The following is a 22289-nucleotide window of genomic DNA, read 5'->3' as shown; positions in this document are numbered from 1 at the left end:
CTGTCGTTCAGCCAATCCTCTACCGCACAAGGCGGCCCGATGACACCCCAACGCGTACTGGTTCTTGGAGCCAGCGGCTATATAGGCCAGAACCTGATCCCGCACCTGATCGAACAGGGGCACCAGATTACCGCCGCCGCGCGGCGCATCGAGTGGCTGCAGGAGCGGAACTGGCCGCAGGTCAACTGCCTGTATGCCGATCTGTATCGCCCGGAAACCCTGAGCGCGGCGCTGTGGGAGATAGATACGCTTTACTATCTGGTGCATGCGATGGGCGACGGCGACGACTTTATCGAGAAGGAGCGCCAGGCGGCGGAAAACCTGCGCGACGCGCTGCGCAATGCCAGCGTCAAACAGGTGATCTTCCTCGGCGCGCTGCAGCCGAACGACGACAGCTCACCGCACCTGGCGGCCCGCCGCCTGACCGGCGAGATCTTGCGCCAGAGCGGCGTGCCGGTGACCGAGTTGCGCGCCGGCATCATCGTCGGCCCCGGCTCGGCGGCGTTCGAAGTGATGCGCGACATGGTCTATAACCTGCCGGTGCTGACGCCGCCGCGCTGGGTGCGCTCGAAGTCGTCGCCGGTGGCGCTGGAGAACCTGCTGGTTTATCTGGCCGATCTGCTGGCGCACCCGGCACAGGAACACCGCATCTTCGACGTTGCCGGGCCGGAATACCTCAGCTATCAGGATATGTTCAAACGCTTTATCGCCCTCAGCGGCAAGCGGCGCTGGCTGATCCCGATCCCTTTGCCGACGCGGCTGATTTCGGTGTGGTTCATCAGCCTGATCACCTCGGTGCCGACGCCGATCGCCCGCGCGCTGATCCAGGGGCTGAAGCACGATCTGCCCGCCGGCGGCCGGCCGCTGCAGGCCCTGATCCCGCAGCGGCTGCACACCTTTGATCAGGCGGTCGCCACCACGCTGCAGCGCGAACAGGAGGTGGTCGATTCCGCCGACTGGGGCTACGATCCGGCGGCGCGGGCTCGCTGGCGCCCCGGCTACGGTTACTATCCGAAACAGGCCGGTTGTTCGCTGGACACCGCCGCCTCCAGCCAGGCCCTGTGGCAAACGGTGCAGCAGCTGGGGGGCGAAGAAGGCTATTTCTACGCCAATATTCTGTGGCGGATCCGCGCCCGCATGGACGACATGATCGGCAACGGCGTGGTCTATGGCCGCCCGGCACGCGCGACCCTGGCGCTGGGCGACGAGATCGACGGCTGGAAAGTCATCACGCTGAAGCCGCTGCGGCAACTGGCGCTGCTGTTCGGCATGAAGGCGCCGGGACTGGGGCGGCTGAGCTTCACCATTACCGATCACGGCGATCGCCGCACGCTGGACGTGCGCGCCTGGTGGCATCCGGCCGGCTTCAGCGGGCTGCTGTATTGGTTCGCCATGATGCCCGCACACCTGTTCATTTTTCGCGGCATGGCGAAGCGCATCGCCGAGCTTGCCGAGTGCCTGGACCGCCAACAGCGCTGAACGGCGTTCATTTGTCGATCAACCGCACAGTTTGCCGCTGTGCTTCGGGGCTTTCCGATTGCATAGCGCACGAAATCACGGAAGAATGGCATCTTATTTGCTGGAGGCGCCGCAAGCGCCCGCCGGTATTCCGATTTTGGGTGAGAATAGAGTCCGTTATGAAGGTATTGGTCACCGGTGCCACCAGTGGGTTAGGCCGTAACGCCGTTGAATATCTGCGCCGCCAGGGCATCAAAGTGCGCGCCACCGGCCGCAACCAGGCGATGGGCGGCCTGCTGGAAAAAATGGGCGCTGAGTTCATTCATGCCGATCTCACCAATCTGATCTCTTCGCAGGCCAAGGCGATGCTGGCCGACGTCGACGTGCTGTGGCACTGCTCCAGCTTTACCTCGCCCTGGGGCACCGAAGAGGCCTTCGAGCTGGCCAACGTCCGCGCCACCCGCCGCCTCGGCGAATGGGCGGCGGCCTACGGCGTGGCGCAGTTCATCCACATCTCTTCTCCGGCGATCTATTTCGATTACCACCATCACCGCAACGTGACCGAAGATTTCCGCCCGCAGCGCTACGCCAACGAATTCGCGCGCAGCAAGGCCGCCGGCGAGCAGGTGATCCAGCAGTTGGCGCTGTCCAATCCGCAGACCCATTTCACCATTCTGCGCCCGCAGGGATTGTTCGGGCCGCACGATAAGGTGATGCTGCCAAGGCTGCTACAGATGATCAAACGCTACGGCAACCTGCTGCTGCCGCGCGGCGGCGCGGCGATGGTGGACATGACCTACCTGGAGAATGCGGTGCACGCCATGTGGCTGGCGACGCTAAAAGAAGATACGCCGTCCGGCCGCGCCTACAACATCACCAACCAGCAGCCGCGCCCGCTTCGCACCGTGGTGCAGCAGCTGATCGACGATTTGGGCATGAAATGCCGCATCCGCTCCGTCCCCTATCCGATGCTCGACATGATGGCGCGCGGCATGGAACGCCTCGGCAGCAAAAGCGAGAAGGAGCCGGTGCTGACCCACTACGGCGTCGCCAAACTCAACTTCGACCTCACGCTCGATACCACCCGCGCGCAGCAAGAGCTGGGCTATCAGCCGATCGTCTCGCTGGAAGAAGGCATCGCGCGCACCGCCCGCTGGCTGAAAGATCACGGTAAGCTGCACGGCCTGTAATCAACGCGCCGCGCCGTACTTCACCAGCAGCGCATCGACAATCGCCTCACTCTCTGCATCCGGCTCGCCGCGCACATCGTCGGGCCGGAAGTGCATCTGAAACGCCGCCAGCACATTGCGCTGCTGCCGCGCATCCCATGACGGATCGATCGCATAGCCGTAACGCGCCAGCTTTTCGAGCAGTGCCGCCATCGGCACCGGCGCATGACGATCGCGCCCCGCCAGCAAGCGCTGCACGTCTCGTTCGTCCGGCCAGGCGCCAATGCCGGCCTGCGCCAGCTGCCGCCAAGGGAACAGCGGGCCGGGATCCTGTTTGCGCTGCGGCGCGATGTCGCTGTGTCCCACCACGTCCTGCGGCTGGATGCCGTAGCGTTGGATGATGTCGCGGCTCAGCGGGATCAGCACAGCGATCTGCTCCGCCGTATAGGGCTGCCAGTGGGTGAACAGCATGCTGCGGGTGAAACCCTTGTTGACGATTTCGATGCCGATCGAGGTGTCGTTGAGGTTGCTGCGCCCGCGCCAGCCGCTGGCACCGGCATGCCAGGCACGCATCGCCTCCGGCACCAGCCGGTACACCGTCGGTTTACCGTGCTCGCGCTGCGGGTGCGCCGGCAGCAGGTAGTGTGCGCTGACATGTTCATCGGTCAGCGTTTTCAGCGATGAATGGAAGTCTTCCGCCGTGTAGTGCATCACCAAAAACCGGATGCGCTGATCGGCACCCTGCGCCTGATGCAGGGTTTCGAGCTGGTAAGCGCCGCGATCAACGAGCGTGTCCTGCTGCGGATTTTGGCATCCCGCCAACAGCGCGGCGGCGATGATCCCTGGCCAAATTTTCACTTATCCTCCTGATTGACGTCCGTGAAAGCGGTAACGCCGCGCGATTAATCTGTGTCCAAGCATCACGCTCATCGAGAAATGATGACAGACAACGCCGATGTGCAAGCGGGTGTTTCTCCCGACTGGCGGCCTCTCACGCCCATGATAGTCTCAAAGTATCATCTGCGCTGAAAGAGCGGAGTCGAACATGTTCACCCCACGCTATCTGTCCTGGTTGCTCTGCGCCGCCATACTGCCGCTCAGCGGCTGCGATCGGCAAAAAGTCGCCGACGCGATGGGCGCAAGCGCCCCGCCCCCGACCGCTCCCGCCGCCAATGTGAGTGCGCCGGCCTATACGCCGCTGACCGCCGATCAGCTGTACCAGCTGGTCAGCCCGGTGGCGCTGTTCCCCGACAAGCTGCTGGCGCAGGTGTTGGCCGGCGCAGGTTATCCCGACCAAATCAGCGCCGCAGATGCCTGGCTGGTGCAAAACCGCGGCCTGCAGCCGGCGGCACTCAGCTCGGCAGCCGACGCTCAACCCTGGGATCCCAGCGTGCGCGGCCTGGTGCAATTCCCCGACGTACTCGATCAGATGGCAAAAAATATCCCCTGGACCACGGCTCTGGGCAGCGCCTACCTCAACGATCCCACCGACGTGATGAACGCCATTCAGGTGATGCGCCAGCGGGCGGCCAGACAGGGCACGCTGAAAAACAGCCCACAGCAGCGCATCGTCGTAGCGCCGACGACGCGTTATGTCGAACAGCAGCCCTATCGTCAGAGCGTGGTGGCGGCGCCGGGCGAAACCATCGTCATCGAACCCAGCCAGCCGGATACGGTTTACGTCCCGCATTACGACCCTTGGGTGGCCTACGGCACGCCGATCCCCGCCTATCCGAGCTATCGGTATCAACCTTCAGGCTACAGCGGCGGCGACATGTTGGCAGCCGGCGCGATCAGCTTCGGCGTCGGCATCGCGGTCGCCTCATTGTTCAATCAGCACAACAGCGGCTGGCATAGCTGGGATATGCGCTGGGACGATCGACGCCAACCGGTGGTCTACCGCAATGCGCCCTACGTGTCGCATTCCACCACCGTGGTAAATCGCGTCACCAACATCAATCAATATAACAACGTCAACAATGTGAATCGCAGCACCCACACGGTGAATAACTACAGCAATACGACCGCCGCGCCGACGCCGCATTTCAGCCAGCCGACGCCTGGCGCGCAGCCGCGCGTCGCGCCTGCAGCCCATGCGCCGATGACCCTGCCGAACTTTGCGCATACTCAGCCGGTAGCGGCCGCGCCGCACGTGCAACAGCCGATAAACGCGCCCCATGTGCGGCAACCGATGAGCATGCCGACGTTCACGCATACCGCGCCTACGGCGCCCCACGCGCAGCAGCCGATGGCCGTGCATTCAGCACCGGTACAGACACATCCGATGCCGGCCGTCGCGTCGGTGCATCCATCTGCCGTGCGCCCTCTGGTTCAGGAAGCGCCGCACGTCGTTCAGCCGATGGTGCGTGAACCGGCCGCAACGCAGCATCCGGCGTTAGTCCGCCCGGCACCGGTGCCGCAAGCACGCGTCATGCCGCATCCTGCCCCGGCGCCGCAGATCCACCAGCCGTCCGCTCAGCCGATATCGCATCGCCAGACGCCGGCGCCGGTGAAACCGCAGGAACACCGCCCGATCGTCGAGCAGCACAAGGTGGGATGAACCAACAGGATGTCGCCCCGGCAGAACGGCCGGGGCGCGGAGAATGGCGTTAGCGGCTGACTTTCACCGCGGTGCCGCTGACGGTCACCATCAGCATGCTGCCGTCTTTGCCAACGGTTTCATAATCGATATCGATGCCGACCACCGCGTTGGCGCCCAGCTCTTTCGCCTGATCTTCCAGTTCTTCGAACGCAATCAAGCGCGCCTTGCGCAACTCTTTCTCATAAGCGCCCGAGCGGCCGCCGACGATATCGCGCACGCCGGCGAAGAAATCACGAAAAATGTTGGCACCGAGGATCGCTTCGCCGGTGACGACGCCACAGTATTCGGTGATGGTGAACCCTTCCAGGGTCGGGGTAGTTGAAAGCTGCATCAGAATTCCTTGTTTGATTAATTCAACGTATCTATGACCAGAAGATTGGCGTTATGTTCGCTTAATCAATGGCACGCAGTACGAATGCAAGGCCAAAAAACGCATTTATACTGTAAGCTATCGGTCTTCATGGTAGAGACTTTCACATAAGGTAATAAGATGAAAACAAAAACGATTGCGGCTGTTTTACCCTTAGCGCTGTTGCTGAGTGCCTGTACCACGGTGGAACCGGCATACAAGGATATCGGCACCCGCAGCGGCAGCTGTGTGGAAGGCGGCCCGGATACGGTCGCGCAAAAATTCTATGACCTGCGCATCCAGCAGGGTGCCGGCTTGCCGGACAGCAACCGCCTGGCGCAGCTGCAGCCCTATCTGAGCAAAGTGCTGTATCAGGATCTGGTCAGCGCCGGTCAGAACCCGGGCAAGCACCGGATAACCGGCGATCTGTTCTCCGGCAATGCGCAGGGGCCAAGCAGCGCCTCCGTCGCCAGCGCCTCGACCATTCCTAACACCGATGCGAAAAACATCCCGCTGCGCGTTGACTTGAGCTACCAAAAAGACGCCAACAGCACCGTGAACTGGCAGGACGAAGTGCTGATGGTGCGCGAAGGGACCTGCTGGGTAGTTGATGATATTCGCTACCTGAATGTTCCAGCGCACGCCACCAACGGCAGCGTGCGCCAGGTGCTGGAAAACCAGTAACCCGCAATACCCCGGCCGACGCGGGCTTACCGCGTCGGTCATCCCCGCCGTCCGTCCACCGCTCGAATTTCGTCCAATAGAAAAAATTTCGCTACCGATCTCACAGCCTGCGCCACAAATCCCCTCCCTCGGCTTGAGTCGCGGTATCTTGTGCTAATCTTTTACTGTCCCGCCGCACACTCATAAATTTTAACGCACAAAGATTGCATAAGTATTCTGTGGAAGTTAACATTTGCGGCATCAATGTCTATTCAATTCTGGCGCATGAGTATTCAACTTAACGGTATCAATTGCTATTACGGCGCTCACCAGGCGCTGTTTGACATCACGCTGGATTGTCCAGCCGGGGAAACCCTGGTGCTGCTTGGCCCAAGCGGCGCCGGGAAAAGTTCATTGCTGCGGGTGCTGAACCTGCTGGAAATGCCGCGTTCGGGCCAACTGCAGATCGCCGGCAACCAATTCGACTTCAAGCAGGCGCCGGGCGAGAAAGCCATTCGCGAACTGCGCCAAAATGTCGGCATGGTCTTCCAGCAATACAACCTGTGGCCTCACCTCACCGTGGTTCAGAATCTGATCGAAGCGCCTTGCCGCGTGCTGGGTCTGACCAAGGCTCAGGCGATGGAGCGTGCCGACAAGCTGCTCAAGCGTCTGCGCCTGACCGACTTCGCCGATCGCTTCCCGCTTCACCTTTCCGGCGGCCAGCAGCAGCGCGTGGCGATCGCCCGTGCCCTGATGATGGAACCGCAGGTGCTGCTGTTCGATGAACCGACCGCGGCGCTGGATCCGGAAATCACCGCGCAGATCGTCAGCATCATTCGCGAACTGGCCGGCACCGGCATCACGCAGGTGATCGTCACTCACGAAGTGGAAGTGGCGCGCAAGACCGCCAGCCGCGTGGTGTACATGGAAAACGGCCACGTGGTAGAGCAAGGCGACAGCAGCCACTTCACGCAGCCGCGGACCACCGAGTTTGCCAACTACTTATCACACTAACAATTAACTTGCTGTAATTTGGGGAGTTTGCGATGAAAAAACTAATAATCGCCGCCGTTCTGGCCGGCATCAGCGTTTCCGCCTCCGCAGCCGAAACGATCCGTTTCGCTACCGAAGCCTCCTATCCTCCATTTGAATTTATTGACGCCAGCAACAAGATTCAGGGTTTTGATGTCGATCTGGCGAACGCCCTGTGCAAAGAGATGCAGGCCGAGTGCACCTTCACCAACCAGGCGTTCGACAGCCTGATCCCGAGCCTGAAGTTCAAGCGTTTCGATGCGGTGATGGCCGGTATGGACATCACGCCGGAGCGTGAAAAGCAGGTGCTGTTCACCAAGCCGTACTACGATAACTCGGCGCTGTTCATCGCGCAGAAAGGCAAAATCGCCGACGTGGCGGCGCTGAAAGGCAAGAAAGTGGGCGTGCAAAACGGCACCACCCACCAGAAATACCTGACCGACAAGCACCCGGAAATCACCACCGTGCCTTACGACAGCTACCAGAACGCCATTTTGGATCTGAAGAACGGCCGCGTTGATGCGGTGTTCGGCGATACCGCGGTGGTCAACGAATGGCTGAAGCAGAATGACGCGCTGGCGGCAGTGGGCGCCAAAGTGACGGATAAAGACTACTTCGGCACCGGCCTCGGCATCGCGGTACGCCAGAAGAACACCGATCTGCAGAGCAAGTTCAACGCCGCTCTGGACAAGATCAAGCAGGATGGGACCTATGAAACCATCTACAAAAAATGGTTCCAGCAGTAATACGCCCCGATGAATGAATTACAACCTTTAGCAAGCGCCGCCGGCATGACCGTCGGCCTTGCCGTTTGCGCCCTGATCCTCGGGCTGATTCTGGCGATGCTGTTCGCCGTATGGGAATCGTCCCGCTGGAAAGCGGTCAGCTGGCTCGGCACCGCCTGGGTGACCGTGCTGCGCGGCCTGCCGGAAATCCTGGTGGTGCTGTTTATCTATTTCGGCTCGTCGCAGCTGCTGCTGATGCTCTCCGACGGCTTTACCCTCAACCTCGGTCTGTTCCAGCTGCCGATTCAGCTGGCGATCGACAATTTCGAAGTCAGCCCGTTCCTGTGCGGGGTGATCGCTCTGGCCCTGCTCTATTCCGCCTACGCTTCGCAGACGCTGCGCGGCGCGCTCAAAGCGGTACCGCAGGGGCAGTGGGAATCCGGCCAGGCGCTGGGGCTCGGCAAGGCCGCGATCTTCTTTCGCCTGATCATGCCGCAGATGTGGCGCCACGCCCTGCCCGGCCTCGGCAACCAGTGGCTGGTGTTGCTGAAAGACACCGCGCTGGTGTCGCTGATCAGCGTGAACGATCTGATGCTGCAAACCAAGAGTATCGCCACCCGCACCCAGGAGCCTTTTACCTGGTATGTGATCGCGGCAGCCATCTACCTGCTGGTGACGCTGTTCAGCCAATACGTCATCAAACGCATTGAGCTGCGCGCCACGCGCTTTGAGCGAGGGCCGGTCTGATGATTGAGTATTTACCGGAGATCCTCAAAGGGTTGCACACCAGCCTGACGCTGACCGTTGCCGCGCTGATCGTCGCGCTGGTGCTGTCGCTGCTGCTGACGGTGATCCTGACGCTGAAAACGCCGATCCTGACGCCGCTGGTCAAGATCTACGTGACGCTGTTCACCGGCACGCCGTTGCTGGTGCAGATCTTCCTGATCTACTACGGCCCCGGTCAGTTCCCGGCAATCCGCGACTACCCGTGGCTGTGGAACCTGCTGTCGCAGCCCTGGCTGTGCGCGATGATAGCGCTGGCGCTGAACAGCGCGGCCTACACCACGCAGTTGTTCTACGGCGCGGTGCGCGCCATTCCCGCCGGGCAATGGCAGTCATGCGAAGCGCTGGGCATGTCGCGCCGGCAGACGCTGCGCATCCTGCTGCCGTTCGCCTTCAAGCGCGCGCTGTCGTCTTACTCCAACGAAGTGGTGCTGGTGTTCAAAAGCACCTCGCTGGCTTACACCATCACGCTGATGGAGGTGATGGGTTACAGCCAGCTGATGTACGGCCGCACCTACGACGTCATGGTATTCGGCGCCGCGGGCCTGGTGTACCTGTGCGTCAACGGCCTGCTGACGCTGCTGATGCGGCTGGTGGAGCGCCGCGCGCTGGCGTTTGAGCGCCGCAACTGAGGCCGCCTCTCCCCATGAGCCCCGCCATTGTGCGGGGCTTTTTTTATCCCTACAGCAATATTTAATCATTTACATTGCATTTTAATTCACTCAATGGCAGGGTTATCAGCAGACGCACGCGCAAAAATCTCTGGCGATTACCAGTAAAAACAAACGATAGCGAAATAATCACTTTCAGGATCCAGACAGGAGCTCTACGCATGAAAAAACTGCTGCTTGCCGCGACGATGTTGGCCGGGATGACCTTTAACGCCACCGCGGCCGAGACTATCCGCTTCGCCGCTTCCGCCACCTACCCGCCGTTCGAATCGCTGGACGCCAACAACCAGATCGTCGGCTTCGATATCGATCTGGCCAACGCGCTGTGCAAGCAGATGCAGGCGCAGTGCACCTTCACCAACCAGGCGTTCGACAGCCTGATCGCCGCGCTGAAATTCAAGAAATACGATGCGGTGATTTCCGGGATGGACATCACGCCGGAGCGCAGCAAACAGGTCGCCTTCACCCAGCCTTACTACGCCAACTCGGCGATCGTGATCGCGCAAAAAGGCAAGTTCAGTTCGCTGGCGGATCTGAAAGGCAAAAAGCTCGGCATGGAAAACGGCACCACCCACCAGAAATACATGCAGGACAAGCATCCGGAGATTAACACCGTCTCTTACGACAGCTACCAGAACGCCATTCTGGAGCTGAAAAACGGCCGTATCGACGGCGTGTTCGGCGACACCGCCGTGGTGAACGAGTGGCTGAAAACCAACCCGCAGCTGGCGCCGGTGGGCGAGCACATCACCGATGCGCAATACTTCGGCACCGGTCTCGGCATCGCGGTGCGCCCGGATAACCAGGCGCTGCTGGCCAAGCTGAACGCCGCGCTGGACGCCATCAAGGCCGACGGCACCTACCAGGCCATCAACGACAAGTGGTTCCCGCAGTAAGCAATAAGGCCCGGATAACCGGGCCTTATGTTTTATAAAATCCGCACCAACAGCGTCAGCACTTCGTAGTGTGCGGTATGCGGGAACATGTCGAACAGCTGCACCCGTTCGATGCGGTACCCCGGCAACATCTCGATATCTTTCGCCATGCTCTCGGCGTTGCAACTGGAATAGAGAATAGAGTCCGGCGCCATCCGGCCCAAATAATCGCACAGCGCCTGGCCGATGCCGCGCCGCGGCGGGTTGACCAGCACCAGCTGCGGCACCTGGCCTTCGGCGGTGGCGAAGCGGGTGGAATCGAGCGCCTGAAAATCGACGTGCAACAGCCCTAACCGCTGCGCCGACTGGCGCGCGCAGGCGATCGCTTCCGCGCTGATTTCGATGCCAGTCAGCCGCGTTTGCGGTTGCGCGCAGTGCAGGCCAAAGCCGCCGACGCCGCAGAACAGATCCCACATGCTGTCGATAGCGAGCGCGCGCACCCAGTCGCGGGCGGTAGCATACAGATCGGCGGCCACCTGCGGGTTGGTCTGGAAGAAGCTTTGCGGGCGGATGAAGAGCGGCACCTGATTGAACTGTTCCTCGAGCGCCTGCTGTTCGGTCAGCGCGATCTCGCGTTCCCCTTCCATGATCGCCATGTGCACCGGCTGAATATTGGCGGAGATCACCTTGAGCTGCGGCAACTGCTGCTGCAGCCACGGCAGCGCGGCGCGCAGCTGCGCCAGCTTGGTTTCCGAGCGCAGCACGAAACGCAGCATCACACCGCCGTCGAGCGTGCTTTCGGTCAGCAGCAGGTATTTCAGCTCGCCGCGTTTGCGCGCCACGTTATACGGCGTCAGGCCCGCACGGGCGATGAAGCTTTTCAGCACCGCAAACATCGGCGCAAAACCGGCGGGATACAGCGGGCAGTCGCTCAGATCGACCGGCGTGCCGTCACGGTGCAGCATGCCGAGCAGCGGGCGCTCCACGCTGCCGCTGACCACCATCTTGGCTTTATTGCGAAATGCGCTCAGTTCCCCCGTCGCCGGCTGCAGCCACTGCGCGACGTCGCGCCCGGCCAGCAGCGATTGCAGGTGATGCTGTTTGTCGGCCAATTGCTGCGGATAGGGCTTTTCCAGCCACTGACAGGAACGGCAAGTGCCCGCCGTATACAAAGCGCAATGCATGAAGATTACCGTGAAGTTCAGGGTGACGAATTAAGGGCGCAGAGTTTACCACTCCGCGCGCCTAAAATCTCACTTGCGCGCGGTGAAGAAGCGGCGGCTGGCGGTGGGAACAAACAGCAACGCCAGGATCACCGCGTCGGGGATCTTTTGCAGGATCAGAACGTGCAGGATTTGGCCGCTGGTTTCGCCTTCCACGGTGAACACCTCGGGAAAGACGCTGCCGATGGTGGCCAACAGCAGGTAAACCACCACAATGCACTGGCAGGCCACATAGCCCCAGCGCCCCCAGTTGCGCCCGCGCATCACCGCAAAACCGCAGCTGATTTGCAGGCACAGCAGCAACAGGCCGGCCAGAAAAATAAAGGTAGAATCCCATGCCTGCGCGCTGGTGTTGACGAACTCCTGCGCACCGTCGACGCCCAGTTCGCCCAACAGCAACACCACGCTGATACACTTGATCGCCACCATGGCGGTGCCCGCCACCATCACCGGCACCGGCGCATCCGAAGTCGATCTCATTCCCTGCCCGCTTTTCAGCATGTCTGACATATCCGTGTTCCGCTACGACGCGCCACCAATACAGATGGCGCATGTAAAGTCAGGTAGTTAGTTGCAATACTTATTGATTGCAAAAATAGCAGGTTTGTTACGATTCAGCTACGGGCCGCCCGCTGCAATTCGCGCGATCGTTGCTTTTCCGAGCGCGCCATAAACCACCAGGCGATCAGGCCGAGAATGCCCACCACCAGCAGGATCAAACTGGCCAGCGCGTTAATTTCCGGATTTACCCCCATGCGCACGCTGGAGAATACCAGCATCGGCAGCGTGGTGGCGCCCGGGCCGGAGACGAAGCTGGCGATCACCAGGTCGTCCAGCGACAGGGTAAACGCCAGCATCCAGCCGGAGATCAGCGCCGGCGCGATCATCGGCAAGGTGATGACGAAGAACACCTTCAGCGGCGGCGCCCCCAAATCCATCGCCGCTTCCTCGATCGAGCGATCCACCTCGCGCAGGCGCGAGCTGATCACCACCGCCACGTAAGCGGTACAGAACGTGACATGCGCCAGCCAGATGGTGAACATGCCGCGTTCCGACGGCCAGCCGAAAGCGTGCCCCATCGCCACGAACAGCAGCAGCAGCGACAGGCCGGTGATCACGTCCGGCATCACCAGCGGTGCGGTCAGCATAAACGCAAAACCGGTCGAACCGCGAAAGCGGCCGAAGCGCACCATCACCACCGCGGCGATGGCGCCCAGTACCACCGCGGCGGTGGCGGAGGCAGCGGCGATGGTCAGGCTGAGCCCCACCGCGCTGATCATCGCCGAGTCGTGGAAAAGTTCGGTATACCAGCGCGTGGACCAGCCGGCCCACACCGTCACCAGTTTGGAGCTGTTGAAAGAGTAGATCACCAACATCAGCATCGGCGCATACAGGAAGGTAAAGCCGACCGTCAGGATGGCGATGCGCCACGGTGAACGCACTACCGGCAAGTTGTTCATTCCTGCCCCCCCATTTCCTTGTTCTGGTGTTTGTGGAACCACAAAATTGGCACGATCAGCAACAGCAGCATGATGGTAGCGACCGCCGAGGCCACCGGCCAGTCGCGGTTATTGAAGAACTCCTGCCACAGCACGCGGCCGATCATGATGCTGTCCGGCCCACCGAGCAGTTCCGGGATCACGAACTCGCCCACCGCCGGAATGAACACCAGCATCGAACCGGCGATGATGCCGCCGCGCGTCAGCGGCACGATCACGCTGAAGAAGGTTTTCAGCGGCCGGGCCCCCAGATCCAGTGACGCCTCCACCAGCGAGTAATCCAGCCGGATCAGCGCCGTGTAGATCGGCAGCACCATAAACGGCAGATAGGAATAAACGATGCCGATATACACCGCCAGGTTAGTGTGCAGGATCACCAGCGGCTGATCGATCACCCCTAGCCACATCAGAAAGTTATTCAGAATGCCGTTGTTTTTCAGAATGCCCATCCAGGCATAGACGCGGATCAGGAACGAGGTCCAGGAAGGCAGGATCACCAGCAGCAGCAGAATGTTGCGGGTTGACGCCTTGCTGTGGGCCACCGCCCAGGCCAGCGGATAGCCGATGATCAGGCAGCACAGCGTCGAGACCGCCGCCACGCGCAGCGACTGCAGATAGGCGTCGATATACAGCGGATCGTCGGTCAGCTGCAGGTAGTTGGCGAAGTTGAGCGCGATGTTCAGCTTGCCGTCCACCCAGCTCATCAGCTCGGTGTAGGGCGGCACCGCCAGCGCCAGCTCCGCCAGGCTGATCTTGAACACGATCAGGAACGGCAACATGAACAGCAGCGTCAGCCATAAATACGGCAGCGCGATCACCAGCTTGCGGCCATGGGCCATCAGCAGGCGGTGGAACAGCGCCTTGAAGGTGCCGGGCGTTTTGGCCGGCGGCTCCGGCGTGCGTTCAGAAAGCAGGCTCATACGGGTTACTCCTCACCGGCTCCACTACACCGTCAACACGACGCAGCTGTCGGTTTCCCAACACAGACGCACTTCATCGCCCCAGGTGGGCATCCCCTTGCGGAAACGGTGGCCGTTTTGCAGCTGGGCGCTGATAATCTGCCCGCTGTGCAGCTTCACGTGATAGATGGACAAATCGCCCAGGTAGGCAATGTGCGCCACTTCCCCCACCGCGAAGTTGCAGCCGTCTTCCGGCACCTGTTCGCACAACAGGATCTTTTCCGGCCGCAGCGCCACCTGGATCGGCACGCCGTCCACCACCGAGGCGTCCGGATCGACCTTGATCGCATGGCGCAATCCGGGGCTTTGCAGGATCAGCGCGTCGTCGTGCCGCTCCTGCAATACGCAGTCGAAGACGTTGACCGAGCCGATAAATTCGGCGCTGAAGCGGCTGTTCGGGTGCTCGTAGATCTCTTCCGGCTCGCCGATCTGCACGAATTTACCGCGGTTCATGATGGCGATGCGCCCCGCCATGGTCATCGCCTCTTCCTGATCGTGCGTCACCATCACGCAGGTCACGCCGACGCGCTCGAGAATGTCGGTCACTTCCAACTGCATGCGATCGCGCAGCTTCTTGTCCAGCGCGCCCATCGGCTCATCCAGCAGCAGCAGTTTGGGCCGCTTGGCCAGGCTGCGCGCCAGCGCCACCCGCTGCCGCTGGCCGCCGGAAAGCTGGTGCGGCTTGCGCTTGGCATACTCTTGCATGTGCACCAGCGCCAGCATTTCCGCCACCCGTTCGGCGATTTCCGCCCGCGGCATTTTGTCCTGCTTCAGGCCGAAGGCGATATTCTGCTCTACCGTCATGTGCGGGAACAGCGCGTAAGACTGAAACATCATGTTGATCGGCCGCTGGTACGGCGGCACGTGCGACATATCCTGCCCATCGAGCACGATCTGCCCTTCCGAAGGCTGCTCGAAGCCGGCCAGCATGCGCAGCAAGGTGGACTTGCCGCAGCCGGACGGGCCAAGCAGCGCAAAGATCTCGCCCTTGTAGATGGTAAGGCTGACGTCTTCAACCGCATTCTGCCCGTCGAAGGTTTTAGTGAGGTTACGAATTTCCAGCAGAGGGGTGAAAACCTTCTGCGACTTGGCTTGAGGACGAGGGATGGCGTCGTTCAATCGGGGTGCTCTCCGGCGTAAAGCGGCACAAAACCACGGCGAGCGCCGTGGCCCAAAACGGCAATGCAGGCGGGGATCGCCGCCTGCCGGTTTACCGACGATGGGGGGCTATCCCCCCATCATCACTTCCCGCTTTTAACTTTAGTCCATGCGCGGGTAATGACACGGTCCAGCTTCGGCGACTGCACGTTGAGCGTGAACAGCTTGGCGCGCAGATCGGCCGGCGGATAGACGTTCGGGTTATCGCGCACCTCGGCGTTCACCAGCGGCGTGGAATCCTTCACCGCATTGGCGTAATAGACATAGTTGCTGATGCCCGCCATCACGTCAGGTTTCATCAGGAAGTTCAGGAACTGGTACGCGGCGTCTTTGTTCTTGGCGTCCGCCGGCATGGCGAACATGTCGAAGTAGGTCAGTGCCCCTTCTTTCGGGATCGCATAGGCCACGTTCACGCCGTTCTTCGCCTCTTTGGCGCGGTTGGCCGCCTGCATCACGTCGCCGGACCAACCGATCGCCACGCAGATATCGCCGTTAGCCAGATCGTTGATGTACTGGGAAGAGTGGAAGTAACGAATGTTTGGCCGCAGCTTCAGCAGCAAATCGTTGGCCGCGCCGGTATAGTCCGCCGCATTGGTGCTGTTGGGATCCTTGCCCAGGTAGTGCAGCACGGTAGCGTAAACCTCGCTCGGCGCATCGAGGAAGGAGACGCCGCAGCTTTTCAGCTTCTCGAGGTTTTCCGGCTTGAGGATCAGATCCCAGCTGTCGACCGGCGCGTCTTTGCCCAATGCCGCCTTCACCTTGTCGACATTGTAGCCGATGCCGGTGGTCACCATCAGGTAAGGGATGCCGTATTTGTTGTCTTTGTCATTATGCGCCACCAGCTTCAGCATCTCAGGATCGAGATTCTTGTAGTTGGGCATTTTGCTTTTGTCGAGCGGCTCGAAGATGCCGGCCTGCGACTGACGCTCGAGGAAGTTGGATGAAGGAACCACCAAATCGTAACCGGTGCTGCCCGCCATCAGTTTGCCTTCCAGCACTTCGTTGGAGTCAAAGACGTCGTACACCACTTTGATGCCGGTTTCTTTCTGGAATTTGGCCAGGGTATCCGGCGCGATATAGTCGGACCAGTTATACACGTGCAGCGTTTTCTCTTCGGCTGACGCCGTGACGGACGCGGCCATCAACAGACCGGCAACCACACCCGATAACCACTTTTTACGTAGGGTGACCATCCGTAACTTCCTCCAAAACAGGGTAAATCATAGAATTGAACTTGTATCTGCAGCGATACAAAACCTTTCCTGATTGAGCGCAATCGTTGCAACCGCGAAATGAATGGCTATGCATATGATTGCATGCGCCTTTTTGCACTGCCCTGCTCGCGTGGTTACAAGGGAAATCGCAAGCCCTTTGCAGAATCAGCAGCATAGCCGCTGCCATCGCAACCCGCCAGCCCCCAGGGTAAAAAACGCCTTTTATCGATTTTTTATGCAGTTTTCTCTATGTGATACGCCATTAACGGCACAAAAGGCGAGAAAGATCGGGCGGCAAAGGCCAAAGTGCAGAATATTTTATTGCGGAGGGGAATAACGGCAGCATGCCGCCGGAGCGACGGCATGCTTAAGGTATGGCAAGGATCAGTGCAGCATCGGCTGACGCGCGGCGCCAGCGGGGATCTCTTCTTCGTCACCCATAAACAGCAGATCGTTCGCCCGCGCCTCGAGGATCACCATCGAGATCTGTTCTTCGCCCTGCTGCATGAAGTGGGTGAACTGCTCGTAGGTGATGCCGACCGCCACGCTCAGCGACTGGCAGACGATCAGCTTCGGCAGGTTGTCGTCCTGAATATCGACAAACGCCTTGATGGTCAGCGAACTGGCGTTGATTTGGCTCAGGTCCGCCACCAGCGGGATCAGCGCGGTCGGCTTCACCTCGGCCAGCGCGGAGAACAGGATGACGTTGTCCACCAGATCTATCTTGGCGTCGAACACGCCGTCGAAGTTCTGCATGTGCGGCAGGTGCAGCGCCTGGCAGGAATCGCACTCAAAGAAAGAAATGCCCGACTGATCCAGCCAGCGCCGCAACAGCGCCAAATCGGGGACAATGAGTGAATCCATAATAACCAGCCTCACAATATTCAATACGCGAAAAGGCGCATAGCTTACGGAATATTCACCCGATACGCCACGATCAATGCGGCTTAATTCACTAATTAAGATATTGCTCGGCGGGAAAAGCGCACCGCCCGCCCCGTCAACCGCCGGATTTCAGGCGAAAGCCAGGCCGGCCGCGCTGCTCGATGTATTCGATCATCATGCCGGCGATGTCCAGCCCGGTGGTGGTTTCCACGCCTTCGAGCCCCGGCGACGCGTTGACCTCCATCACCAGTGGGCCGCGATCGGCGCGCAGGATATCCACCCCGGCGACGTCCAGCCCCAGCGTGCTCGCCGCTTTCACCGCGATCGCCCGCTCCCTGGCGGTGATGGTCACCTTGCGGGCGGTGCCGCCGCGGTGCAGGTTGGAGCGAAACTCACCCGGCTTGGCCTGACGTTCGATGGCGGCCACCACTCGGCCGCCGACCACCAGGCAGCGCACATCGCTGCCCTGCGCCTCGCGCACGTATTCCTGCACCAGGATGTGGGCGTTCAGGCCGCGAAAGGCGTCGATCACGCTTTCCGCCGCCTGGCGGGTTTCCGCCAGCACCACGCCGATGCCCTGCGTGCCCTCCACCAGCTTGACCACCAGCGGCGCGCCGCCGACCAGCTCGATCAGGTCGCCGGTATCGTCCGGCGAATGGGCAAAGCCGGTGATCGGCAGATCGATGCCCTGCCGCGCCAGCAGCTGCAGCGAACGCAGCTTGTCGCGGGCGCGGGTAATGGCCACAGATTCGTTTAGCGGGTAGCTGCCGAGCAGCTCGAACTGGCGCAGCACCGCCGTGCCGTAAAAGGTGATGGCGGAGCCGATGCGCGGGATCACCGCATCGTAACGCTCCAGTTGGCGGCCGCGATAATGAATGGTCGGCGCCGCCGGATTGATGTTCATGTAGCAGGAGAGCGGATCGATGATATCGATGCTGTGCCCGCGATCTTCCGCCGCTTCACGCAGCCGCTTGCATGAGTAGAGCGTTCCGTCGCGAGAAAGAATGGCAATTTTCACTCGTCACCCCAAAAGCCAACGCCTGCCCGGCAGGCGGGTTAGCGGCCGCGGCGCTCAGGCGCGCGGATCGCTGTCCTGATTATCTTTCGATTGCGGTTTGCGGCGATCGTTTTCCGGCGGCAACCCGCCGCGCATCAGCGGCCCGAAGCCCTGCACCACGCGCCACACCAGAAATGCCGCCGCCGGCACCATCAGCGCCACGCCGAGGAAAATCATGCCGACCGCCGCCTGCTGCGACGCCAGCCAGCCCGGCAGCTGCAGGTGGCCGTGAATGCTGAGGTAGGCCAACACCAGCATCACGATGCCCAGCCCTTCCAACACCAGCACCGGGCGCGGTAAGTCACCGAATGAACGCATATTTTTCTTCTCCAGAAGGTCTGCCCCCAGTGTAGTGAATTCCCATCGGCGGCGACAGCCCCGGCCGACTAATTGGTTACATGAATCAGATTAACAGGTAATTCCTGCTTTTTTTTCACCGCCTCAACGGGCATAGTAGGCGCCATCTGACGCAGGTAATGACTTTTTCGGTGACGGGATGTCGTTGCGGTAGCGAACAATTTATTGAAAATCCAATTAAGGAGCGTTGCATGTTTGCAGTAATCTTCGGGCGTCCTGGCTGTCCTTATTGTGTCCGCGCTAAAGAACTGGCGGAAAAACTGACTGAAGAACGCGACGATTTCAACTTCCGTTACGTTGACATCCACGCGGAAGGCATCACCAAGGCCGATCTGGAAAAAACCGTCGGCAAACCGGTTGAAACCGTGCCGCAGATCTTCCTGGATGAGAAGCACATCGGCGGTTGCACCGATTTCGAAGCTTACGCTAAAGAACACCTGAACCTGTTCCAGTAAGCTTTTGAAAAAAAGATAAAAAGGCGCTTAACGCGCCTTTTTTTATTGCCGCTGCCGCCGGTGCAGCTGCTGCAGCGTCTGCAACAGGCCGAGGGCGAACAACATCAGCATCGCGCCGAACACGCACCAGAACACCGCGCTGGTGGCGTACGCCAGCTCCTGCCAGAACGAAGAGGACGGCGTCAGCCAGAAGTGGCGGATCAGCAAGCACAGCGGCAGCGCATACAGCGCGCCGAGCAGCGGGCAAAGCAGCCGCTTGCGGCTCGACAGATAGCTGGCTATCGCACCGGGGATCACAAACAGCAGCAGGCCGGTTTCGCCATGGTGCTCATGATCCGTGCTGCCGAACAGGCCGGTTTGCTGGCCGAGAAACACCAGGCTGAACAACAGAAAACAGCTGAGAATGCCCAGCCAATATCTATAACTCGTCATGCGAATTCTCCCCCGCCCAATTACTGCATCAATAGAAATCGGCCCGGCCCCCGCGCGGAGACGCTGAACCGAATTTTTTCCTTGGTCAAAAGAGAGTTAAATGCGCACGGCGGCGCAGGAAATCAGCTTTCTGTGCTGGCTGTCATCGGTCATAGCGTCTAGAATGAACGCCGCCGAACGATGGTTCGCTTCGCCTTACGCTGGTGGTGATTTATGACGTCGTTTTAAGGCTGAATTTATCTCTTATAGTTATCTATATCAAGCACTTACTGGTAAACAATAAGTTATCCTCCGTGAACATAAACGTCGCTAGTTTGTTAAACGGTAACTACATTCTGTTACTGTTCGTGGTACTCGCACTGGGGCTGTGCCTCGGTAAACTCCGTCTGGGCTCCGTCCAACTCGGTAATTCCATTGGCGTTTTGGTGGTTTCGCTGCTGCTCGGCCAGCAACACTTCGCCATTAACACCGAGGCGCTGAATCTCGGCTTTATGCTGTTTATTTTCTGCGTCGGCGTGGAGGCCGGGCCCAACTTTTTCTCGATTTTCTTCCGCGACGGCAAAAACTACCTGATGCTGGCGCTGGTGATGGTCGGCTCGGCGATGGTGCTCGCCATCGGTCTCGGCAAACTGTTCCACTGGGACATCGGCCTGACCGCCGGCATGCTGGCCGGCTCGATGACTTCGACGCCGGTGCTGGTGGGTGCCGGCGACACGCTGCGCAACACCATCGTCAACGGCCCGGCGCTGCTGGCGGCGCAGGATCATCTGAGCCTCGGCTACGCCCTCACCTACCTGATCGGTCTGGTCAGCCTGATCTTCGGCGCGCGCTATCTGCCGAAGCTGCAACACCAGGACCTGTCCACCTCAGCCCAGCAAATCGCCCGCGAACGCGGCCTGGACACCGACAGCCAGCGCAAGGTCTACCTGCCGGTGATCCGCGCCTACCGCGTCGGCCCCGAGCTGGTGGCCTGGGCCGACGGCAAGAACCTGCGTGAACTGGGCATCTACCGCCAGACCGGCTGTTACATCGAACGCATCCGCCGCAACGGCATTCTGGCCAACCCGGACGGTGACGCGGTGCTGCAGGTGGGCGACGAGATCTCGCTGGTCGGCTACCCGGACGCCCACGCGCGTCTGGACCCGAGCTTCCGCAACGGCAAGGAAGTGTTCGATCGCGATCTGCTCGACATGCGCATCGTGACCGAAGAGATCGTGGTGAAGAACAGCAACGCGGTGAACAAGCGCCTGAGCCAGCTAAAGCTGACCGACCACGGCTGCTTCCTCAACCGCGTGATCCGCAGCCAGATCGAAATGCCGATCGACGACAGCATCGTGCTCAACAAAGGCGACGTGCTGCAGGTGAGCGGCGACGCGCGCCGGGTGAAGAGCGTAGCGGAGAAGATTGGCTTTATCTCCATCCACAGCCAGGTGACCGACCTGCTGGCGTTCTGCGCCTTCTTCATCATCGGCCTGCTGATCGGCCAGATCACCATTCAGTTCAGTAACTTCTCGTTCGGCATCGGCAACGCCGCCGGCCTGCTGATGTCCGGTATCATGCTCGGCTTCCTGCGTGCCAACCACCCGACCTTCGGCTATATTCCGCAGGGCGCGCTGAACATGGTGAAAGAGTTCGGCCTGATGGTGTTTATGGCGGGCGTGGGCCTGAGCGCCGGCGCCGGCATCGGCCACAGCCTGGGCGCGGTCGGCGGCCAGATGCTGATTGCCGGGCTGATCGTCAGCCTGGTGCCGGTGGTTATCTGCTTCCTGTTCGGCGCCTACGTGCTGCGCATGAACCGCGCCCTGCTGTTCGGTGCGATTATGGGCGCCCGCACCTGTGCGCCGGCGATGGAAATCATCAGTGACACCGCACGCAGCAATATCCCGGCGCTGGGCTATGCCGGCACCTACGCCATCGCTAACGTGCTGTTAACGCTGGCGGGTTCACTCATCGTGGTGCTATGGCCGGGCATACTCGGCTGATCGATTAGCGGGAGAGATGGATCGGCGATAAAAATATTTTGATTTTTTTGTCGCTGACCAGAACTTTCGTTGGGGGCCGCAGTCTGAATTAGTGCCACTGCTTTTCTTTGATGTCCCCATTTTGTGGAGCCCGATAATCCCGCCTTTTAGGTTCAAGATTATCGGGTTTTTTGTTGCCTGAAAAACGTATTACATCAACGGCCCACGGCCCCAAAATGCACATTTTTGCAGTGGTTCGGTCACACATCCCTCTTCTCATTCGTCATCTATATGTGTCAACCCGATAAATGAGGAGTTCTTATGACTACGTTAGTGAATACCGACCCTGTCAATCATGCGCAAACCATTGCCAACGTTTTTTCCGCGCTGCTGAAAGTGCATGGCGCTATCGATGTGCACAATCTGGAGCGCAAGATCTACCATCTCGTCCTCCTGCGTGCTTCGCAAATCAATGGCTGCGGTTACTGTGTCGAGATGCATACCAAAGAAGCGCGCGAAGACGGTGAAACCAACGCACGTCTGGACAGGCTGGTGGTATGGGAACACGTTGATGATTTCACGCCTCGCGAGCGCGCCGCATTTGCCTGGACAGAAGCGTTAACGCGGCTTGAACGCCATACCGAGTATGGCCCACTGCGCGCGGCATTGCGCGCGTACTATTCCGAGGAAGAAATCAGCGCGCTAACCGCAAATATCACTATGATAAATCTGTGGAATAGAATTCATATTTCCGGCCACTAA

The 22289-nt window shown here is 60.2% G+C and carries 24 protein-coding genes; 12 read left to right on the top strand and 12 right to left on the bottom strand.

Annotated elements, in window-relative coordinates; genetic code table 11:
* Window positions 1-39 precede the first annotated feature (39 nt).
* Both QDT79_RS12565 and QDT79_RS12560 read left to right on the top strand, forming a co-directional pair.
* On the top strand, window positions 40-1479 hold the full coding sequence (locus QDT79_RS12565; RefSeq protein ID WP_308316574.1) for a DUF2867 domain-containing protein: 1440 nt from the start codon (window positions 40-42) through the stop codon (window positions 1477-1479).
* Between the two features lie 158 nt (window positions 1480-1637).
* Entirely contained in the window at window positions 1638-2648 is a 1011-nt protein-coding gene (locus QDT79_RS12560; RefSeq protein WP_004928393.1) for a 3-beta-hydroxysteroid dehydrogenase, read from the top strand.
* On the opposite strand, the gene QDT79_RS12555 is transcribed toward QDT79_RS12560, so the two are convergent.
* The gene (locus tag QDT79_RS12555; RefSeq protein ID WP_107227702.1) at window positions 2649-3485 is read right to left on the bottom strand and encodes an N-acetylmuramoyl-L-alanine amidase; all 837 of its coding nucleotides are present in this window, start codon (window positions 3483-3485) and stop codon (window positions 2649-2651) included.
* 187 nt (window positions 3486-3672) lie between these two features.
* Between QDT79_RS12555 and QDT79_RS12550 the strand changes: the two genes are divergently transcribed.
* Window positions 3673-5187, top strand: coding sequence for a DUF3300 domain-containing protein (locus QDT79_RS12550; protein ID WP_308316573.1), 1515 nt, complete (start codon window positions 3673-3675; stop codon window positions 5185-5187).
* A 49-nt stretch (window positions 5188-5236) separates the two neighbouring features.
* On the opposite strand, the gene QDT79_RS12545 is transcribed toward QDT79_RS12550, so the two are convergent.
* Entirely contained in the window at window positions 5237-5560 is a 324-nt protein-coding gene (locus tag QDT79_RS12545) for a heavy metal-binding domain-containing protein (protein ID WP_004928400.1), read from the bottom strand.
* A 159-nt stretch (window positions 5561-5719) separates the two neighbouring features.
* Between QDT79_RS12545 and QDT79_RS12540 the strand changes: the two genes are divergently transcribed.
* The 6 genes from QDT79_RS12540 to artJ (QDT79_RS12515) all read left to right on the top strand — a co-directional run bounded on the left by QDT79_RS12540 (window position 5720) and on the right by artJ (QDT79_RS12515) (window position 10348).
* Window positions 5720-6262, top strand: a complete 543-nt coding sequence (locus tag QDT79_RS12540) for a lipoprotein (RefSeq protein WP_049202208.1) — start codon at window positions 5720-5722, stop codon at window positions 6260-6262.
* Between the two features lie 264 nt (window positions 6263-6526).
* Window positions 6527-7255, top strand: a complete 729-nt coding sequence (gene artP, locus QDT79_RS12535) for an arginine ABC transporter ATP-binding protein ArtP (RefSeq protein WP_038884338.1) — start codon at window positions 6527-6529, stop codon at window positions 7253-7255.
* A 32-nt stretch (window positions 7256-7287) separates the two neighbouring features.
* Complete coding sequence (gene artJ / locus QDT79_RS12530) at window positions 7288-8019, top strand: arginine ABC transporter substrate-binding protein (protein ID WP_107227700.1); 732 nt, start codon at window positions 7288-7290, stop codon at window positions 8017-8019.
* 9 nt (window positions 8020-8028) lie between these two features.
* A complete protein-coding gene (artQ, locus tag QDT79_RS12525) occupies window positions 8029-8745 on the top strand; it encodes an arginine ABC transporter permease ArtQ (RefSeq protein ID WP_025159684.1) in 717 nt (238 codons plus the stop codon).
* A complete protein-coding gene (artM, locus tag QDT79_RS12520; protein ID WP_033637817.1) occupies window positions 8745-9413 on the top strand; it encodes an arginine ABC transporter permease ArtM in 669 nt (222 codons plus the stop codon). The genes artQ and artM overlap by 1 nt, the downstream gene beginning before the upstream one ends.
* A gap of 200 nt (window positions 9414-9613) precedes the next feature.
* On the top strand, window positions 9614-10348 hold the full coding sequence (gene artJ, locus QDT79_RS12515) for an arginine ABC transporter substrate-binding protein (RefSeq protein ID WP_063989393.1): 735 nt from the start codon (window positions 9614-9616) through the stop codon (window positions 10346-10348).
* Between the two features lie 32 nt (window positions 10349-10380).
* Here the strand turns inward: artJ (QDT79_RS12515) and rlmC are convergent, their stop codons facing one another.
* The 9 genes from rlmC to QDT79_RS12470 form a co-directional block, all read right to left on the bottom strand.
* Window positions 10381-11511, bottom strand: coding sequence for a 23S rRNA (uracil(747)-C(5))-methyltransferase RlmC (rlmC, locus tag QDT79_RS12510; RefSeq protein WP_063989392.1), 1131 nt, complete (start codon window positions 11509-11511; stop codon window positions 10381-10383).
* Between the two features lie 69 nt (window positions 11512-11580).
* Window positions 11581-12060, bottom strand: coding sequence for a YbjO family protein (locus QDT79_RS12505; RefSeq protein WP_308316572.1), 480 nt, complete (start codon window positions 12058-12060; stop codon window positions 11581-11583).
* A gap of 104 nt (window positions 12061-12164) precedes the next feature.
* Window positions 12165-13010, bottom strand: coding sequence for a putrescine ABC transporter permease PotI (gene potI / locus QDT79_RS12500; RefSeq protein ID WP_025302238.1), 846 nt, complete (start codon window positions 13008-13010; stop codon window positions 12165-12167).
* On the bottom strand, window positions 13007-13969 hold the full coding sequence (potH, locus tag QDT79_RS12495; protein WP_308316571.1) for a putrescine ABC transporter permease PotH: 963 nt from the start codon (window positions 13967-13969) through the stop codon (window positions 13007-13009). Before potH ends, potI begins: the two co-directional genes overlap by 4 nt.
* A 24-nt stretch (window positions 13970-13993) precedes the next feature.
* Window positions 13994-15127, bottom strand: a complete 1134-nt coding sequence (gene potG / locus QDT79_RS12490; protein ID WP_060443364.1) for a putrescine ABC transporter ATP-binding subunit PotG — start codon at window positions 15125-15127, stop codon at window positions 13994-13996.
* 122 nt (window positions 15128-15249) lie between these two features.
* Window positions 15250-16359 (bottom strand): spermidine/putrescine ABC transporter substrate-binding protein PotF, encoded by a 1110-nt coding sequence (gene potF, locus QDT79_RS12485; protein ID WP_063989389.1) that lies wholly within the window; start codon window positions 16357-16359, stop codon window positions 15250-15252.
* A 405-nt stretch (window positions 16360-16764) separates the two neighbouring features.
* Entirely contained in the window at window positions 16765-17244 is a 480-nt protein-coding gene (locus QDT79_RS12480) for a type III secretion system chaperone family protein (RefSeq protein ID WP_063989388.1), read from the bottom strand.
* Between the two features lie 136 nt (window positions 17245-17380).
* On the bottom strand, window positions 17381-18283 hold the full coding sequence (gene rimK / locus QDT79_RS12475) for a 30S ribosomal protein S6--L-glutamate ligase (RefSeq protein WP_197816468.1): 903 nt from the start codon (window positions 18281-18283) through the stop codon (window positions 17381-17383).
* A gap of 54 nt (window positions 18284-18337) precedes the next feature.
* Window positions 18338-18640, bottom strand: a complete 303-nt coding sequence (locus QDT79_RS12470; RefSeq protein WP_033646672.1) for a YbjC family protein — start codon at window positions 18638-18640, stop codon at window positions 18338-18340.
* Window positions 18641-18870: 230 nt separating this feature from the next.
* On the opposite strand from QDT79_RS12470, the gene QDT79_RS12465 reads away from it, so the two are divergent.
* On the top strand, window positions 18871-19134 hold the full coding sequence (locus tag QDT79_RS12465) for a GrxA family glutaredoxin (protein ID WP_004938676.1): 264 nt from the start codon (window positions 18871-18873) through the stop codon (window positions 19132-19134).
* A 42-nt stretch (window positions 19135-19176) separates the two neighbouring features.
* Here QDT79_RS12465 and QDT79_RS12460 read toward each other — a convergent pair whose 3' ends face one another.
* Window positions 19177-19566, bottom strand: coding sequence for an inner membrane protein YbjM (locus QDT79_RS12460; protein WP_033637808.1), 390 nt, complete (start codon window positions 19564-19566; stop codon window positions 19177-19179).
* 293 nt (window positions 19567-19859) lie between these two features.
* Between QDT79_RS12460 and QDT79_RS12455 the strand changes: the two genes are divergently transcribed.
* Entirely contained in the window at window positions 19860-21548 is a 1689-nt protein-coding gene (locus QDT79_RS12455; protein ID WP_047728000.1) for an aspartate:alanine antiporter, read from the top strand.
* Window positions 21549-21848: 300 nt separating this feature from the next.
* Window positions 21849-22289: a carboxymuconolactone decarboxylase family protein gene (locus QDT79_RS12450; protein WP_130017510.1), complete on the top strand. Its 441-nt coding sequence runs from the start codon at window positions 21849-21851 to the stop codon at window positions 22287-22289.

The sequence above is a fragment of the Serratia marcescens genome, from assembly GCF_029846115.1.
GTDB classification, from domain to species: Bacteria; Pseudomonadota; Gammaproteobacteria; order Enterobacterales; family Enterobacteriaceae; genus Serratia; species Serratia marcescens_L.
Note: the sequence above shows the minus strand (reverse complement) of the source record. Positions and strands in the feature narration are given on the sequence as shown.